General features: G+C 65.8%; 21 protein-coding genes and 1 tRNA gene. 3 read left to right on the top strand and 19 right to left on the bottom strand.

Features of this window, described 5'->3' with window-relative positions; translation table 11 throughout:
• Positions 1-88 precede the first annotated feature (88 nt).
• Both Q0053_RS03080 and Q0053_RS03075 read left to right on the top strand, forming a co-directional pair.
• On the top strand, positions 89-340 hold the full coding sequence (locus tag Q0053_RS03080) for a transglycosylase (RefSeq protein WP_298095866.1): 252 nt from the start codon (positions 89-91) through the stop codon (positions 338-340).
• A 1-nt stretch (position 341) separates the two neighbouring features.
• Positions 342-542, top strand: coding sequence for a DUF2842 domain-containing protein (locus Q0053_RS03075; RefSeq protein WP_298095863.1), 201 nt, complete (start codon positions 342-344; stop codon positions 540-542).
• Between the two features lie 65 nt (positions 543-607).
• Here Q0053_RS03075 and Q0053_RS03070 read toward each other — a convergent pair.
• From Q0053_RS03070 to Q0053_RS03040, 7 genes are all read right to left on the bottom strand, one after another.
• Positions 608-684, bottom strand: a tRNA-Pro gene (locus Q0053_RS03070).
• Positions 685-863: 179 nt separating this feature from the next.
• Entirely contained in the window at positions 864-1,289 is a 426-nt protein-coding gene (locus Q0053_RS03065) for a MerR family transcriptional regulator (protein ID WP_298095860.1), read from the bottom strand.
• A gap of 5 nt (positions 1,290-1,294) precedes the next feature.
• Entirely contained in the window at positions 1,295-1,603 is a 309-nt protein-coding gene (locus Q0053_RS03060) for an integration host factor subunit alpha (RefSeq protein WP_298095857.1), read from the bottom strand.
• Between the two features lie 75 nt (positions 1,604-1,678).
• On the bottom strand, positions 1,679-2,656 hold the full coding sequence (locus tag Q0053_RS03055; protein ID WP_298095854.1) for a beta-ketoacyl-ACP synthase III: 978 nt from the start codon (positions 2,654-2,656) through the stop codon (positions 1,679-1,681).
• Positions 2,653-3,735, bottom strand: coding sequence for a phosphate acyltransferase PlsX (gene plsX / locus Q0053_RS03050; RefSeq protein WP_298095852.1), 1,083 nt, complete (start codon positions 3,733-3,735; stop codon positions 2,653-2,655). Before plsX ends, Q0053_RS03055 begins: the two co-directional genes overlap by 4 nt.
• A 94-nt stretch (positions 3,736-3,829) precedes the next feature.
• On the bottom strand, positions 3,830-4,342 hold the full coding sequence (locus Q0053_RS03045) for a DUF177 domain-containing protein (protein WP_298095849.1): 513 nt from the start codon (positions 4,340-4,342) through the stop codon (positions 3,830-3,832).
• Entirely contained in the window at positions 4,339-4,866 is a 528-nt protein-coding gene (locus Q0053_RS03040) for a ubiquinol-cytochrome C chaperone family protein (protein ID WP_298095846.1), read from the bottom strand. Before Q0053_RS03040 ends, Q0053_RS03045 begins: the two co-directional genes overlap by 4 nt.
• An 89-nt stretch (positions 4,867-4,955) precedes the next feature.
• On the opposite strand from Q0053_RS03040, the gene Q0053_RS03035 reads away from it, so the two are divergent.
• Positions 4,956-5,432: an outer membrane protein assembly factor BamE gene (locus tag Q0053_RS03035; RefSeq protein ID WP_298095843.1), complete on the top strand. Its 477-nt coding sequence runs from the start codon at positions 4,956-4,958 to the stop codon at positions 5,430-5,432.
• 125 nt (positions 5,433-5,557) lie between these two features.
• On the opposite strand, the gene Q0053_RS03030 is transcribed toward Q0053_RS03035, so the two are convergent.
• The 12 genes from Q0053_RS03030 to Q0053_RS02975 all read right to left on the bottom strand — a co-directional run.
• Positions 5,558-7,711 carry a sodium-translocating pyrophosphatase gene (locus Q0053_RS03030; protein WP_298095839.1) on the bottom strand — a complete coding sequence of 718 codons (2,154 nt, stop codon included), beginning with the start codon at positions 7,709-7,711 and terminating at the stop codon, positions 5,558-5,560.
• 172 nt (positions 7,712-7,883) lie between these two features.
• Positions 7,884-8,306: a hypothetical protein gene (locus Q0053_RS03025; RefSeq protein WP_298095837.1), complete on the bottom strand. Its 423-nt coding sequence runs from the start codon at positions 8,304-8,306 to the stop codon at positions 7,884-7,886.
• A gap of 37 nt (positions 8,307-8,343) precedes the next feature.
• Positions 8,344-9,333 carry a thiamine-phosphate kinase gene (gene thiL / locus Q0053_RS03020; protein ID WP_298095834.1) on the bottom strand — a complete coding sequence of 330 codons (990 nt, stop codon included), beginning with the start codon at positions 9,331-9,333 and terminating at the stop codon, positions 8,344-8,346.
• A gap of 9 nt (positions 9,334-9,342) precedes the next feature.
• Positions 9,343-9,873 carry a transcription antitermination factor NusB gene (gene nusB / locus Q0053_RS03015; RefSeq protein WP_298095831.1) on the bottom strand — a complete coding sequence of 177 codons (531 nt, stop codon included), beginning with the start codon at positions 9,871-9,873 and terminating at the stop codon, positions 9,343-9,345.
• A complete protein-coding gene (gene ribH / locus Q0053_RS03010; protein WP_298095987.1) occupies positions 9,870-10,331 on the bottom strand; it encodes a 6,7-dimethyl-8-ribityllumazine synthase in 462 nt (153 codons plus the stop codon). The genes nusB and ribH overlap by 4 nt, the downstream gene beginning before the upstream one ends.
• Positions 10,328-11,464: a 3,4-dihydroxy-2-butanone-4-phosphate synthase gene (gene ribB / locus Q0053_RS03005; protein ID WP_298095828.1), complete on the bottom strand. Its 1,137-nt coding sequence runs from the start codon at positions 11,462-11,464 to the stop codon at positions 10,328-10,330. Before ribB ends, ribH begins: the two co-directional genes overlap by 4 nt.
• Complete coding sequence (locus Q0053_RS03000) at positions 11,461-12,051, bottom strand: riboflavin synthase (RefSeq protein ID WP_298095825.1); 591 nt, start codon at positions 12,049-12,051, stop codon at positions 11,461-11,463. The genes ribB and Q0053_RS03000 overlap by 4 nt, the downstream gene beginning before the upstream one ends.
• 4 nt (positions 12,052-12,055) lie before the next feature.
• Positions 12,056-12,703 (bottom strand): RibD family protein, encoded by a 648-nt coding sequence (locus Q0053_RS02995; RefSeq protein ID WP_298095822.1) that lies wholly within the window; start codon positions 12,701-12,703, stop codon positions 12,056-12,058.
• Positions 12,703-13,161, bottom strand: a complete 459-nt coding sequence (nrdR, locus tag Q0053_RS02990; protein WP_298095819.1) for a transcriptional regulator NrdR — start codon at positions 13,159-13,161, stop codon at positions 12,703-12,705. The genes Q0053_RS02995 and nrdR overlap by 1 nt, the downstream gene beginning before the upstream one ends.
• 7 nt (positions 13,162-13,168) lie before the next feature.
• Positions 13,169-14,452, bottom strand: coding sequence for a serine hydroxymethyltransferase (gene glyA, locus Q0053_RS02985; RefSeq protein ID WP_298095816.1), 1,284 nt, complete (start codon positions 14,450-14,452; stop codon positions 13,169-13,171).
• 81 nt (positions 14,453-14,533) lie between these two features.
• Positions 14,534-14,737: a hypothetical protein gene (locus tag Q0053_RS02980; protein WP_298095813.1), complete on the bottom strand. Its 204-nt coding sequence runs from the start codon at positions 14,735-14,737 to the stop codon at positions 14,534-14,536.
• On the bottom strand, positions 14,709-14,897 hold a 189-nt coding region (locus Q0053_RS02975; protein WP_298095810.1), incomplete at its 5' end, for an aminotransferase class I/II-fold pyridoxal phosphate-dependent enzyme. The genes Q0053_RS02975 and Q0053_RS02980, both read right to left, overlap by 29 nt.

Here is a 14,897-nt window from a genome sequence, read left to right as displayed (position 1 = left end):
TCACGTTGGCCCCGCGGGTATGCCCCCGCTGTGCCGCGATATCGAGTCGCTTTACGGCGTCCGATCGCCGCAAGTCTGGAGAGGCGGGTTGCCCTACGTCGAAATCATCCTCGCTGCCCTCGGGGCATTCGCCCTGTCATGGCTGGCCGACCTGGTCAGCGGCCGCCGGGGTCTGTTTGCCACATCCCTGGTCTCGGCGGTCGCCGCCGTGGCGGGCTGGTTCCTGGCGGTTCGTGTATTCGGCGTCAGCACGATGAACGAATGGACCTGGGTCCTCTGGTCACTGGCCGCCGCGACCCTTGCCCTCGGAGCCTTCTTCCTTTTTCGGAGCAAGCGCTGAAATGGGCCCCCGGACCCGCCGTTTCATCGCCGCCATCGGTGCTGTCGGTTTCCTCGCATTCTACGTCTGGGCCGTGATTGCGATCGGCGACCGCCTGCCCGACTCGGTATGGCTCGACATGGTCTTCTACGGAGTCGCGGGGATCGCCTGGGGCATTCCCCTGCTTCCCCTGCTCAGCTGGGCGGAAGGTCCGAAGAAATAGACGCCGGAATTGCAAAGGGGCCGCCCGAAAGCGGCCCCCTGACCAACCGTCTTCAATAGGGAAGATGGTCGGAGCGACAGGATTCGAACCTGCGACCCCTTGACCCCCAGTCAAGTGCGCTACCAGGCTGCGCCACGCTCCGAGAGGCGCTCCGTATAGACGGGGTTCGCGGTGCCGCAAACCGAAAAAGCAGTCGGCGAAGACCGATCGGTCGAGACGGCACGCTCCACGATTCCATCGACACCGCGAATCGGGCTCCCGCATGAAGCTGAAGCGAAATCGGGGTCGTGCCGGAGCGCGGCCGGCAAGGCCGACCTTGCTCTAGGCGCTTCTCGACAGGACGACCTCAAGCCGGGCCCGTGCGCCTTCCAGTTCGGCCAATACCTGACGCAGGCGGATCGACGACAGGCCTGCCGCCGCCGGAGGCGCAGTCGGTGCCGGATCGGAACCCTCAGGATCGAACGTCACCGTACCGTCAGGGTCGCCATAGTGGGCCAGACGCCTGGTCCCCTGGTCCTTGTGCAGCCGCAGGACGCCCTTGATGGTCAGACCGTCCTCATGCAACAGCCGTCTCACCGCCTTCAACAGGACCACATCCTGCGGTCGGTAGAAGCGGCGCCCGCCCGCTCTTTTCAGGGGCGTCAGAAAGGGAAATTTCGTTTCCCAGAAGCGCAACACATGCTGCGGCACACCGACCTCTGTGGCCGCTTCTGAAATGGTCCGGAAGGCGTTGGGGCTCTTGGCCACAGGCGTCAGACGCTCACGACCGCATCGTGAACCCGGCCCTTCATGATCTGCGAGGCGCGGAAGCTGATGACGCGACGGGGATGGATGGCCGCAGGCTGGCCGGTCTTGGGATTTCGGCCCATGCGGGCGCGCTTTTCGCGGACCTGAAAGACGCCGAAGCCGGACAGTTTTACCGTCTCGCCCCGTTCCAGGGATTCAATGATCAGCTCGAGCGTGCGCTCGACCAGGGTCGAGCACTCCTGGCGGGACAGCCCCACCTCCTCGTGCACGGCTTCGCAAAGGTCCGCGCGCGTCAGGGTCTGGTGTTCGGCCAAAGGTCCACTCCCCTCAAAGGTCGGTTGCCCCACATAAAAGGCCAAGCGTCGTCAAATGGAAAGCCGGAAATCGTCCTAAAGGCGAAACGCGCAGGCCCCCCAGGTCAACCCGCCGCCCATGGCTTCCAGCAGGACGAGATCCCCGCGCTTGATCCGACCGTCCTGAATCGCCGCATCAAGGGCCAGCGGAATCGAGGCCGCTGAAGTATTGGCATGCAGGGCCACAGTCGAGATGACCTTGTTTTCGTCCAGGCCGAGGCGATCGCCGACGCCCTTGATGATCCGCTGATTGGCCTGATGCGGTACGAACCAGTCGACATCCGCCACCTCGATATTCGAGGCGACGCAGGCCGCGGTGACAGCCTCTGCAATATTGACCACGGCGTGGCGGAAGACCTGGTTCCCGGCCATGCGAAGATGGCCGACGGTTCCGGTCGTTGCGGGGCCGCCATCAACATAAAGCAGGTCGGTCTTGGTGCCGTCGCAGCGCAGGGCGAACCCCAGCACGCCCTGATCAGCCTTGGTCCCCTGCCCTTCGCGCGGTTCGACCACCACACAACCGGCCCCGTCTCCGAACAGGACGCAGGTGGACCGGTCAGTCCAGTCCATCAGCCGGGTCATCTCCTCGGCCCCGATGACCAGTGCGCATCTCGCCTGCCCACGGGCAACGAAGCCGTCAGCGATGCTCAGGGCATAGACAAAACCCGAGCAGACCGCCTGGACGTCAAAGGCAATACAGACCGGCACGCCCAGCTTGCGCTGAACAATCGAGGCGACCGACGGGAAGGTCATGTCGGGCGTCGTGGTCGCCACAATGATCAGATCGACATCAGCCTCGGTCCGGCCGGCGTCGACGAGAGCCCTTCTGGCAGCTTCCGTGGCCAGATCGCTGGTCGGCTGGTCGTCGTGCGCGCGATGCCGCTGTTTGATGCCGGTCCGTTCCTGGATCCACGCGTCCGATGTGTCGACGATTTCTGCGAGATCGGCGTTGGTGACGACCTGTTCCGGCAGAAAGGAGCCGACGCCGGTCACGGCGCTTCTGACGACGCTCACTGGGTATTCTCCCCGACGGGCTCTTCCGCCGAACTGACATCGGGCCGCGCAAGCAGGGCGGTCAGCCGCTGCAGATTGGCCCCTACCTGTTCCATATAGTCGCTACGCCCCAGTTCGACGGCGACCCGGATGGCGGCACCGAAACCGCCCGGGGTGGCCCCGCCGTGGCTTTTCACCACCACACCGTTCAGTCCGAGCAGAGGGCCGCCGTTGATGGCGTTGGGGTCGATCTTCTGGCTCATCCTCTTCAAGGCCGACATGGCCAGCAGGGCACCCAGTTTTGCGATGAGGCTGGAAGTCAGGGCCTCCTTCATCAGCGCGGCAATGAATTTGGCCAGCCCCTCAGCCGTCTTGAGCGCGATATTGCCGGTGAAGCCGTCGGTCACAACCACATCCACCGTGCCCTTGGAGATGTCTGTGCCCTCGACGAATCCGTAGTAGTCCAGCCCGAAGCCACCCTCGCGCATCAGACGGGCTGCCTCGCGCACCGCCTCATGGCCCTTCATGTCCTCGGAACCGACGTTCAGAATGCCGATGGTCGGGTTCGCAACCCCGTGCACGGCGGTCATGAAGGCCTCGCCCATGATGGCGAACTCGACCAGCTGGGCAGCGTCGCTCTCGATATTGGCACCGACGTCGAGCACGGCCGTATAGCCCTTCGGGGTGGGCCAACTGGCGACGATGGCCGGACGCTCAAGCCCCGGCGCGGACATGCGCAACAGCAGTTTGGAAATGGCCATGAGGGCGCCGGTGTTGCCCGCGGAGACCACGGCAGCGGCCTCGCCCGACTTGACCGCCTCAATGGCATTCCAGAGGCTGGACCCCTTGCCCCTGCGCATGGCCTGGGCGGGCTTTTCGTCCATGGCCACGACCTTTTCGGTGTGGCGCACGATACAGACCGCATCAGTCAGGCCGGCCTTGGCCATTTCGGCGCGGATCGCTGTCTCGTTGCCGTGCAGGATGAAGCGCACACCCTCGCCGCCATGACGGTTTCGGTAATCACGTACACCGGGGACTACGACAGACGGACCGTAGTCGCCGCCCATGGCATCGAGCGAAATCAGGATTGGGGATGACAAGTCGTTTCGACTCCGTCGCGCCGTCAGCCCGGCGCTTGTCAGTTTTGGCGACGATAGCGCCGCATCGGGGGGATGCAACCACGCCGCCCTTACGTCAACCTTCGTCAGAAGCCCGCAGTTGCTTCAATACCGCGAACGGCGAAATTTCAGCAGGTTCGGGAGGTTGGACGAACTCGGCACCCGGTTTGCGCGGGAAGGGATCGAGCCGGAGCGCCAATTGTTCAACGGCATACTGGCCCAGATCGATTTGACCGTTCTCGATCAGGTCGGGCGATTCGTCGTCGAGGGTGATGATGATCTCTTCAGAGTCCTCCTCCACCGACTCGGCCAGGGTCAGGGCGAACGGCGCATCGATCTCGATCGGAAGCGGCTCAAGTGTGATGCCGCAAGTCTGGGCGAGGCTGGCCCGAATCCGGCCCGAAAGGCGCCAGCCCGCCGCCGTCGGCACCAGTTCCATCTCCGCTGTAAAGGCCTCCAGTGAGGCAAGATCCAGTGCCCTGACAATCCTCGCCCGGGTCGAAGCATCGGGCTCCAGGGTCCGCTTCACCCCGCTGCCCAGCTGGTGCAGGCGGACAGGCTCGCTGTAAGGCAGGTCGGGAAGGGTCATGCGGTTATCTCCGCCCAGGCCGGGGCCCTGACGACGGCGTCAAGGGTCTGTTCCGCCAGTCGGGCGCGGCTGGACAGGGCGAAGGCAGCCAGCGCCGTTCCGGTCGTGGCGATCTCGCTCTCATAGACATTGCGGGCCAGGCTTGCGGCCAGGGCCTCCGCATCGCCATCGCGCAGGGCGGGCTCATAGATCGCCATCCGACCATACAGGGCCTCGCCCAGCTTGCGCATCTTCTTGCCCACCGAGACATCCCCCACGCCCAGTTCGCGCAGCGCATGGTCCAGGGCCGAAACATAGACGTTGAAAAGATCCTGTCCGATCTCGGCACCGTGGTCGCCCTCGTCACGCAGGCGCATGATCAGGAGCAGGACATGCAGGGTATAGAGCTCGAAACGCGCGTCGATCCGATCGGCCACGCCCAGCCGGGTGTAGAAGGCCGGATCGCGCGCCTGACGCACCGCCGCCTCATACAGCGGCTGGCCCAGACGCTCGCGGAGACGGGTTCGGAACAGATTCTGAAGCATGATCAAACGGCCCCTTTTCCGCCGTGCCGTTGAACTAAGGCTCGGGTCCGGTTAGGTCAAAGACCTTGTTGAAGTCGCAGGCACCGCAAATGCTCCGTACCAACCTCCTGATCACCGCCGCAGCGGCCCTCGCCCTGACCAGCGCCTGCGCGCCGGTCGTGGGACAGAACGGTTTTCAGGCGATCGACGCCAAGCCCACGGACATCGTCGCCGGCACGGACACCAAACAGACGGTCCTGACCCGTCTGGGAACCCCCTCCACGACCTCGACCTTCGAACGCGACAACGTCTGGTACTACATCAGCCAGGTCACCGAGAAATACACCTACAACCGGGCACAGGTGACCCAGCGATCGGTGACGGAAATCACCTTCAATGACGCGGGTCTTGTGTCCGAAGTCCGCACCCTGGGCCTCGATGACGGCCAGCGTGTGGCCATGAACGAGCGCGAGACCCCGACCCGCGGGCGTCAGCTGACGATCCTCGAGCAGCTGCTCGGCAACGTCGGCCGCGGCCAACTGCCCCGCACGGACGAGGACGTCCCGGGCCAGCAGCGCCGGGAATAGGTCCGGCCGCCCGCTCCGTTCGGGAGACAGCAACAGAAAAAGGCCCCGGAGATCGCTCTCCGGGGCCTTCTTCATTCCGGGCCGTGTCACCTCCCGGCCGGAGCCGGGAGGCTTGGAACGCCGTTCTAGAACACCTTGCCGCTGGCCAGGACTGCGAGCAGCAGCAGGGCCACGATGTTGGTGATCTTGATCATCGGGTTCACCGCCGGACCGGAGGTATCCTTGTAGGGATCGCCGACCGTGTCGCCGGTCACCGCGGCCTTGTGCGCCTCGGAGCCCTTGCCGTGGACGACACCGTTATTGTCAGTGAAGCCCTCTTCAATGACCTTCTTGGCATTGTCCCAGGCACCGCCGCCCGAGGTCATCGAAATGGCCACGAACAGGCCGGTCACAATGACACCCATCAGCATGGCACCGAGGGCGGCGAAGGCCGTGGCCTTGTCCGAGATCGAAAGCACCGCAACGAACAGGACGATCGGCGACAGCACCGGCAGCAGCGACGGCACGATCATCTCGCGGATCGCCGCCTTGGTCAGGATGTCCACCGCCTTGCCGTACTCGGGCTTGACCTCATAGGTCATGATGCCCGGGTTCTCGCGGAACTGGCGACGCACCTCGGCCACGACCGACTCGGCCGCGCGGCCGACCGCCATCATCGACATGCCGCCGAACAGGAAGGGCAGCAGCCCCCCGAACAGCAGGCCAACCACGACGTAGGGGTTGGTCAGGCCGAAATCGATCTCGGTCATGCCCGCGAAGAACGGATACAGGTCCGGATTGGCAGCGAAATAGTCCAGGTCGGACGTATAGGCCGCGAACAGCACCAGGGCACCGAGGCCGGCCGAACCGATGGCATAGCCCTTGGTAACGGCCTTGGTGGTGTTGCCGACCGCATCGAGGGCGTCGGTCGAATGACGCACCTCGGCCGGCAGACCCGCCATTTCAGCGATGCCACCGGCGTTGTCGGTGACCGGACCGAAGGCGTCCAGCGCCACGATCATCCCCGCCACACCGAGCATGGTGGTGGTGGCGATGGCGATGCCGAACAGACCGGCCAGCTGATAGGAGGCCACGATGCCGACGATGATGGTGATCGCCGGCAGGGCGGTCGACTCGAGCGAGACGGCCAGACCCTGGATGACGTTGGTGCCGTGGCCTGAAACCGAGGCGTTGGCGACCGAGCGCACCGGGCGGAAGTTCGAGCCGGTGTAGTATTCGGTAATCACCACGATGGCAGCGGTGACCAGCAGGCCGACCATGCCGGACCAGAACAGGTTGATGGCCTTGATCTGCAGGCCGTCCGACGCGGTGACGACCGCATTGCCCGGCAGCAGGGCATCGATGACGAAATAGACGGCGATCGCCGACAGTACGCCGGTGACGATCAGGCCCTGATACAGGGCGCCCATGATGTTCTGGCTCTTGCCCAGACGGACGAAGAAGCTGCCGATGATCGAGGTCACCACGCAGATGCCGCAGATGGCCAGCGGCAACAGCATCATGGTTTCGACATAGGGCTGGTCACGGAAGAAGATCGCCGCCAGCACCATGGTGGCGACCGTGGTCACCGCATAGGTCTCGAACAGGTCTGCGGCCATGCCGGCGCAGTCGCCGACGTTGTCGCCAACGTTGTCTGCAATGGTGGCGGCGTTGCGGGGGTCATCCTCGGGGATACCGGCCTCGACCTTGCCGACCATGTCGCCGCCGACGTCCGCACCCTTGGTGAAGATGCCGCCGCCCAGACGGGCAAAGATGGAGATCAGCGAGGCACCGAAGCCGAGGGCCACGAGGCCGTCGATGACTTCGCGGCTGGTCGCCGCAAAGCCCAGGCCCGCCGTCAGGATGGCGTAATAGCCGGCCACGCCGAGCAGCGCGCCGCCCGCCACGAACATGCCGGTGATGGCACCCGAGCGGAACGCCAGGTCCAGACCCTTGCCGAGGCTCTCCGACGCCGCCTGCGCGGTGCGCACATTGGCGCGTACCGAGATCAGCATACCGGCGAAACCGGCCAGGCCTGACAGGACCGCGCCGATGACGAAGCCGATCGCGGCCCATTCACCGATCAGGAAATAGGCGGCGACCAGGATCACCACGCCGACCATGGCGATGGTGGTGTACTGCCGCCGCAGATAGGCCGAGGCGCCTTCCTGGATCGCCGCGGCGATCTCGCGCATCTTGTCGTTGCCGGTACTGGCCTTCATCAGCGAGGCGGTCTGGACCAGTCCGTAAAGGACCCCCAGCGCGCCTGCGGCGATGACCAGCCACAGATAGTTGCTCATAACGTTTCCAAATCCTGTGATCTTCAAACGCCCGGTCCCTTGGCGCGGTGGGCGTTAGACGCCTCTTTCCGCCTTCCGGTCCCCCCGTGCGTACCGGACGCATGTTGCGTCCTTGGGGAATTGCGGCGGAAACGTGCCAAATCCCGGCTGGCGACGCAACAGGCGATATTGATCAGTCGGCCACAACGCGGATCCGCTGGCGCGGGGCCTGGGTGACAACCTCGACCCGCGTGACCAGACCGCGCCCGGCAATGGTCGCCGCCGAACGCATCAGGCTGGCTGAGACAGCCGCCGTATCGATTCGGTTCCAGTCGTCCGCCACCACGAACGGCGTCCGGTGAGCCGCCCGGACCAGGGCGTCGCGCAGGAAGGCCTCCTTGGCCCGCATCGTCTGCGGCGTCGCTGCGCCGCCGAGATGCAGTCGAAGTGAGACAAAGACATAGTTGCGCAGTCTTCCGCCCACGATAACCGGCAGGCCGATACCCGGCATGTTGAGGTTCAGGTTCTGGCCGGCCGCAGGGGCCTCTTCCGCCAGCACCGGGCGGGCGACAGCAGCAAGGACGGCGGCGGTGGCAACAAGATCACGACGGCGCATGATGACAGGATGACGCCGACGCCTTGAGAAATGGTTGTCAGCCGTGCCTGAAACCCCCGCGGACGAATGTGACCGACTGGCCGCCGAAGCAGGCGGCAACGCCCTGGCCGCTCGTGACCCGGCCAATCCGGGTCAGGCGCAGATGTCGAAGTGCCGCTTCGCGCTGAAGCCCGGCCTCGGCGCCCACCGGGGCGGTGAAGGCGATTTCGTAATCATCGCCGCCCGTGACCAGCGTCTCCAGCGCCGCCTGCGCATCAGCCCGGCCGTTGAGCCAGGCCTGGGCGGCTGCGGAAAGGGGGACCGTCTCGAGGTCGATCTCAACGCGAACGCCGCTGGCCACGGCCAGATGTTCAAGGTCAGCGATCAGGCCGTCCGAAACGTCAACGGCGGCGGTGGCCAGGTCCCGTATCGGCAGGGCAAAGTCGACGCGCGGCGTCGGCGTCCGGTAATGGGCCGACAAGGCGCTGATCTGCCCGGCAGCCAGCGACAACCGGCCCTGCAAGCCCTCCAGACCCAGCCAGCCGTCGCCGATCGAACCGGTGACGAAGACCAGATCACCGGGCCGGGCACCGGCCCGACCCACCGTTCGCCCGGTCGGGACCCAGCCGAGCAGGGTCATCGAAAAACTGGCCGGCCCCGGCGTATTGACCGTGTCGCCCCCCAACAGGGAGACGCCGAACCCCGCCTGGTCCGCCCGCAGACCGTCCGCAAAGGCCATGCGTTCGGGCCAGCCGCAGCGCGACGACCAATGACAGGCCAGCAGATAGCCAAAAGGATCGGCCCCCTTGGCCGCGAGATCGGACAGGTTCACCCGCATCAGCTTCCGGGCCACCGTATCGAGCGGGTCCGTGGCCAGGAAATGCACGCCTTCGACGATCGCGTCCTTGGTCAGAACCAGATCATGGCCTGTCCTGGACGGCACCACGGCGACATCGTCCGCCAGGCCCCGCCCCCACTCCGGATGGGCCAGCGGCGCGAAAAGGCGCTGGATGGTCTCGAACTCGCCGGCGACATCGACCGCGGGCATGGGTTCACCTCAGTCTTTCGGCCGGACGTCCCGGGCGACACCGTCCAGCGCCGCATTGACGAATTTGGCCTCGGCATCATCGAAGAAGGCCTTGGCCAGTTCGACATACTCATCGATGACGATCTCGCGCGGCACGTCCTGGCAGTCGCGCAGCTCCCATGCCCCGGCCCGCAACAGGGCCCGCAGGGTGGAATCGAGCCGCTCCAGCCGCCAGTTCGACGCCAGCCTCGCCTTTACGGCCGCGTCAATCTCACGCTGGCTCCCGACCACGCCCCGCACAATGCCCGCAAACCAGGCCTCATCGGCCTCGGCCAGGGGTTCGCCTTCCATGTCTGCGTCAAAGCGATGGTTGGCGAACTCGGTGATGACCGTGTCCACGCCCTCGCCGGCCAGTTCCATCTGGTACAGGGCCTGGACGGCGGCGAGACGCGCCACTGTGCGGGCGCGCCGCTGACGACTGGTCAGCTGCGGCTCGGCCCGTTGCTTTTCGGCCTCGGCGAGTTGTTCGAGCACGGACTGGAGGCTGGCGGGTTCGGTCACGCCCCAAGTCCTACGCGCAGCCGCTTGCGCAAGGCAATGAGGTCCAGACAGGCCCGCGCAGCACCGCCGCCCTTGTCGCCTTCGCTGATCCGGGCCCGGGCCCAGGCCTGGGCCTCGTCCTCCGTGGTCAGGATGCCGTTGCCGATGATCACGCCGTCCAGCCCCAGCCGGCGGAGGCCGGCCGCCGACTGATCCGAGACGATCTCGAAATGATAGGTCTCGCCCCGGATCACACAGCCAAGGGCGACAAAGCCGTCATAGCGCGGGGCGGTCGGATAGCGACCGGCCTCCACCGCCAGGGCGATGGCCGTCGGCACCTCCAGCGCGCCGGGCACGGTGACCACGTCGAACGAGACATTCTGCGCGCGCAGGGCATCCTTCGCCCCGTCCAGCAGGGCGTCGGCCAGCTCATCATAGTAGCGCGCCTCGACGATGAGGACGCGGGGGGGATCGGTCAGGATTGGTCTTCTCCGTCCATGTCGCGCCAGCCGACAATCCGCAGGCCATAGCCTTCAAGCGCGGCAGGGTTGGGGCGTGTCGAGCTCATCACGATCATGTCGCGCACGCCGAGGTCCAGCAGGATCTGAGCCCCGACCCCATAGTTGCGGATCGAGCGATCAACGGCCGCAGGCTTTTCGACCCCGGCCAGACGTTCCGCCAGGCCCTGCAGATCGGGATCGCGCAGGAAGACGGTGACGCCGGCACCGTCATGCCCGCTGATCGCCTGCAGCGCCCGGGGCACATAGTTCTGGCGCGCCTCGACATGGCCCAGAATATCCGCTGCGAAATCGACCTGGTGCATGCGGACCAGCGTCGGCTTGCCCGGCTCGACCTTGCCCTTAACGAGGGCGATGTGCTCGGCCCCCTCGATGGTGTTCCGGTACAGCATCAGCCGGAAGGGACCGCCGTGAACGCTGTCGAACGGCGTATCCATGACCCGCTCGACATAGCGTTCGGTGCGGCGGCGATAGGCGATCAGGTCGGCGATGGTGCCGATTTTCAGTCCGTGCAACTGGGCGAAGGCGATCAGATCGGGCATCCGCGCCATGGAGCCGTCGTCATTCATGATCTCGCAGATCACGCCCGCCGGAGTCAGCCCGGCCATCCGCGAGATGTCGACCGCCGCCTCCGTGTGGCCGGTGCGGACCAGCACGCCGCCGTCACGGGCGACCAGGGGGAAGACATGGCCCGGCGAGACGATGTCGTCGGCACCCTTGGTCGGATCCGCCGCCACCTGAACGGTACGCGCCCGGTCGGCGGCGGATATGCCGGTGGTGACCCCCTCGCGCGCCTCGATCGAGACGGTAAAGGCCGTGCCCATACTCTCGCGGTTCTCGGCGGCCATGGGCGGCAGGCGCAGCTGGCGGGCGCGGTCGGCGGTTATGGCGAGGCAGATCAGCCCCCGGGCGTGCCGGGCCATGAAATTGATCTGGTCCGGCGTGGCGAACTGGGCCGGAATGATGATGTCGCCTTCGTTCTCCCGGTCCTCGGCGTCGACGAGGATGTAGGGCTTGCCGTTGCGGGCGTCCTCGAGGATGGCCTCGATGGGGCTGATCGGACTGTCGTTCATGTTGGCGGCCAGTTGCATCATGCCGTCTCCTGCCACCGCGCGAGGTATCGCGCCAGCATGTCGATTTCGAGATTCACCGCATCGCCGGCTTTCAGCCCGCCGAGCGTCGTGGCCTGCCAGGTGTGGGGGATGATGTTGAGCCCGAAGACCGGCCCCTCGACGGCATTGACCGTCAGAGACACCCCGTCGACCGTGATCGAGCCCTTGGCGGCGATATAGCGGTGCAGCGGGGCCGGGGCCTCAATGTCGATCCGGTGGGACCCGCCCTCGGGCGTCACCGAGGCGACCCGGCCCAGTCCGTCGACATGGCCCGAGACGATGTGGCCGCCCAGCTCATCGCCCAGTTTGGCGGCGCGCTCGAGATTTACGCGGTGCCCCTCGCGCCAGTCGCCGAGCGTCGTCTTCGACAGGGTCTCGCCCGAGACCTCGACGGCGAACCAGCCGGGGCCCTTTTCGGTCACTGTCAGGCAGCAGCCCGCGTGGCTTATGGAAGCACCGAGGTCGATGCCCGTCGTGTCCCAGGCAGTCTCGATCTCATAGCGCCGGTCGCGCTCGGTCTGGCGGACCGAACGGACCCGGCCGATGTCAGTGACGATACCGGTGAACATGGGCTCAGAAGTCTCTCTCGTAGCGTTCCCACAGGTCGTCACCGCAGGGCTCGACCGCAAGGCACCGGAACCGCGGGGCATCGGAAAGCCGCGACAGGGCCAGCGCCGCAACACACGGCCGCCCTTCCCCGCCGATCAGGATCGGCGCGCGAAACCATTCCAGGCGGTCGACCAGGCCGGCCCGGAGGAAGCTCGCCGCTACCTCTCCGCCGCCCTCGATCATGACAGATGTGATGCCGTGACGCTTCATCGCCGCCAGACTGGCGGCCACGGACGGACGGGCCCCGTCTGACTCGACCCGTTCGACCCGGGCACTGCCGACGGGCCTGGGCTCGGCGACCGTCAGGATCAGACTGTCGCCGCCGCTCGCCACTTTCGCGCTGGAAGGCGTCCGCAAGCGGCTGTCCAGCACGACACGAAGCGGCTGATCGACCGGGCGACCGGGCAGCCGCACCGTCAGTTCGGGATCGTCAGCCAACACCGTCCCGACGCCGACAAGGACGGCATCATGCGCCGCACGCAGACGATGGACTTCGAGCCGCGCCACCTCGCCGGTGATCCATTGGCTTTCACCGGACGCGGTCGCAATCCGGCCGTCCAGTGACGTCGCCAGCTTCAGGGTGACGGCGATCCCGTCGGGGTCGGGATGCATCAGTTTTCGTCCAGACCCTCGTCGCCGAGGAACCGGGCGAAATCACCGGTGTGGCGGAAGTCCTTGTAGACCGAGGCGTACCGGACATAGGCCACCTCATCGACCGACTTCAGCGCCTTCATGATGAAGTCGCCGACGGTCGAGGACGGGATTTCGGTCTCGCCCAGACTTTCCAGCTGGCGGGTGATGCGGCTGACCAATTGTTCGATCTGCTCTGCCTGGACCGGGCGTTTGCGCAGGGCGACGTTGAGCGACCGTTCCAGCTTGTCCCGGTCAAACGGCGCGCGCCGGCCATTCCGCTTCAGGATCATCAGCTCACGCAGCTGAACCCGCTCGAAGGTGGTGAAGCGCCCGCTGCACTGCGGACAGGATCGCCGGCGACGGATGGCCGCGCCGTCATCTGACGGGCGGCTGTCCTTCACCTGGGTATCCTGGTGTCCGCAGAAAGGGCATTTCATCAGAGGTTCATCCGTAGATTGGGAAACGACGCGTGAGGTCCCGCACCTCGTCTGCGACCCGTTTCGACACGCCGGCGTCCGCTTCGTCCGTACCCTTCATCGAGTCGATCACATCGGCGATCCAGTGGCCGACCTGCTGGAACTCGCCCACACCGAAGCCGCGGGTGGTCCCCGCCGGGGTCCCCAGACGGACACCCGAGGTCACCGTGAAGGGGGCGGGATCGAACGGAACACCGTTCTTGTTGCAGGTCATCAGGGCGTGTTCGAGGGCCGCCTCAGTGGCCTTGCCCGTCACGCCCTTGGGCCGCAGGTCGACGAGCATCAGATGGCTATCGGTGCCACCCGAGACGATGGCCGTCCCACGCTCGACCAGAACCGCCGCCATGGCCCGGGCATTGTCCACGACCTGCTGCGCATAGAGTTTGAACCCGGGCTTCAGCGCCTCGCCGAAGGCCACGGCCTTGGCGGCGATGACGTGTTCCAGCGGCCCGCCCTGCAGGCCCGGGAAGACAGCGGAGTTGAATTTCTTGCCCAGCTCCAGGTCGTTGGAGAGAATGATGCCGCCGCGCGGTCCGCGCAGGGTCTTGTGGGTCGTACTGGTCACCACATGGGCGTGGGGCAGCGGATCGGGATAGACACCGCCGGCGATCAGTCCCGAATAATGGGCCATGTCGACCATCAGATAGGCCCCGACGCTGTCGGCGATTTCGCGGAAACGGGCAAAATCGATATGCCGGCTGTAGGCGCTGCCGCCGGCGATGATCAGCCTGGGCTTTTCCCGTTCGGCCATCTCGGCGACGTTGTCATAATCGATCAGATGATCGTCCTGCCGCACCGTATAGGTCACGGGCCGGAACCATTTGCCGGACTGGTTGGCAGGGGATCCGTGGGTCAGATGGCCGCCGGCCGCAAGGTCCATGCCCAGGAAGGTATCGCCGGGCGTCAGCAGGGCGAGGAAGACCGCCTGGTTGGCCTGGGCCCCCGAGTGCGGCTGGACGTTGGCGAAGGCACAACCGAACAGCTGTTTGGCCCGCTCGCGGGCGATGGTCTCGGTCACATCGACATATTCGCAGCCGCCATAATAGCGTCGGCCCGGATAGCCCTCGGCGTATTTGTTGGTCAGGACGGAGCCTTGCGCCTCCAGCACCGCCTTCGAGACGATGTTTTCTGAGGCGATCAGCTCGATCTGCTCCCTCTGGCGGCCCAGTTCGCCCTGGATCCCGGCAAAGATGTCGGGATCAGCCTCGGCGAGGCTCTTCGAGAAATAGGCGTCGTGGGTGAAGGCGGTCACGAAGGAGCCCCGATACTAGAGTTGCGCCGAAACAGGCGACTTCTCTACGCCCACGGCCGACCGACCACAACATCTGGTGGGTCAGCGCGACGCCAGCGCCCTTTTCAGCTTGGCGATGGCGATCCGCTCCAGGCCCTTGGGCTCGTTGACCGGACCGACGGCCGAGGCCTCGATACCGGTCGCCACATGGATCGCCGAGCATTTCAGGTACGGCCCATTACGGGTCAGTTCGACGATGACCTCGCCGGGATCAGGCTCAGGCGACGGCAGGGAGTCGCGCCACATTGCAGTGAGTCCACAGGGCGTCCATGGCGCGGACGAGGTCGTCCATCATGGCGTCGGTGTGGTTGGGAGACGGGGTGAAGCGCAGCCGTTCGGTGCCCTTGGGCACGGTCGGATAGTTGATCGGCTGGACGTAGACGCCATGCTCTTCCAGCAGCATGTC

The sequence above is a fragment of the Brevundimonas sp. genome (assembly GCF_027487935.1).
GTDB lineage: Bacteria > Pseudomonadota > Alphaproteobacteria > Caulobacterales > Caulobacteraceae > Brevundimonas.
Note: the sequence above shows the minus strand (reverse complement) of the source record. Positions and strands in the feature narration are given on the sequence as shown.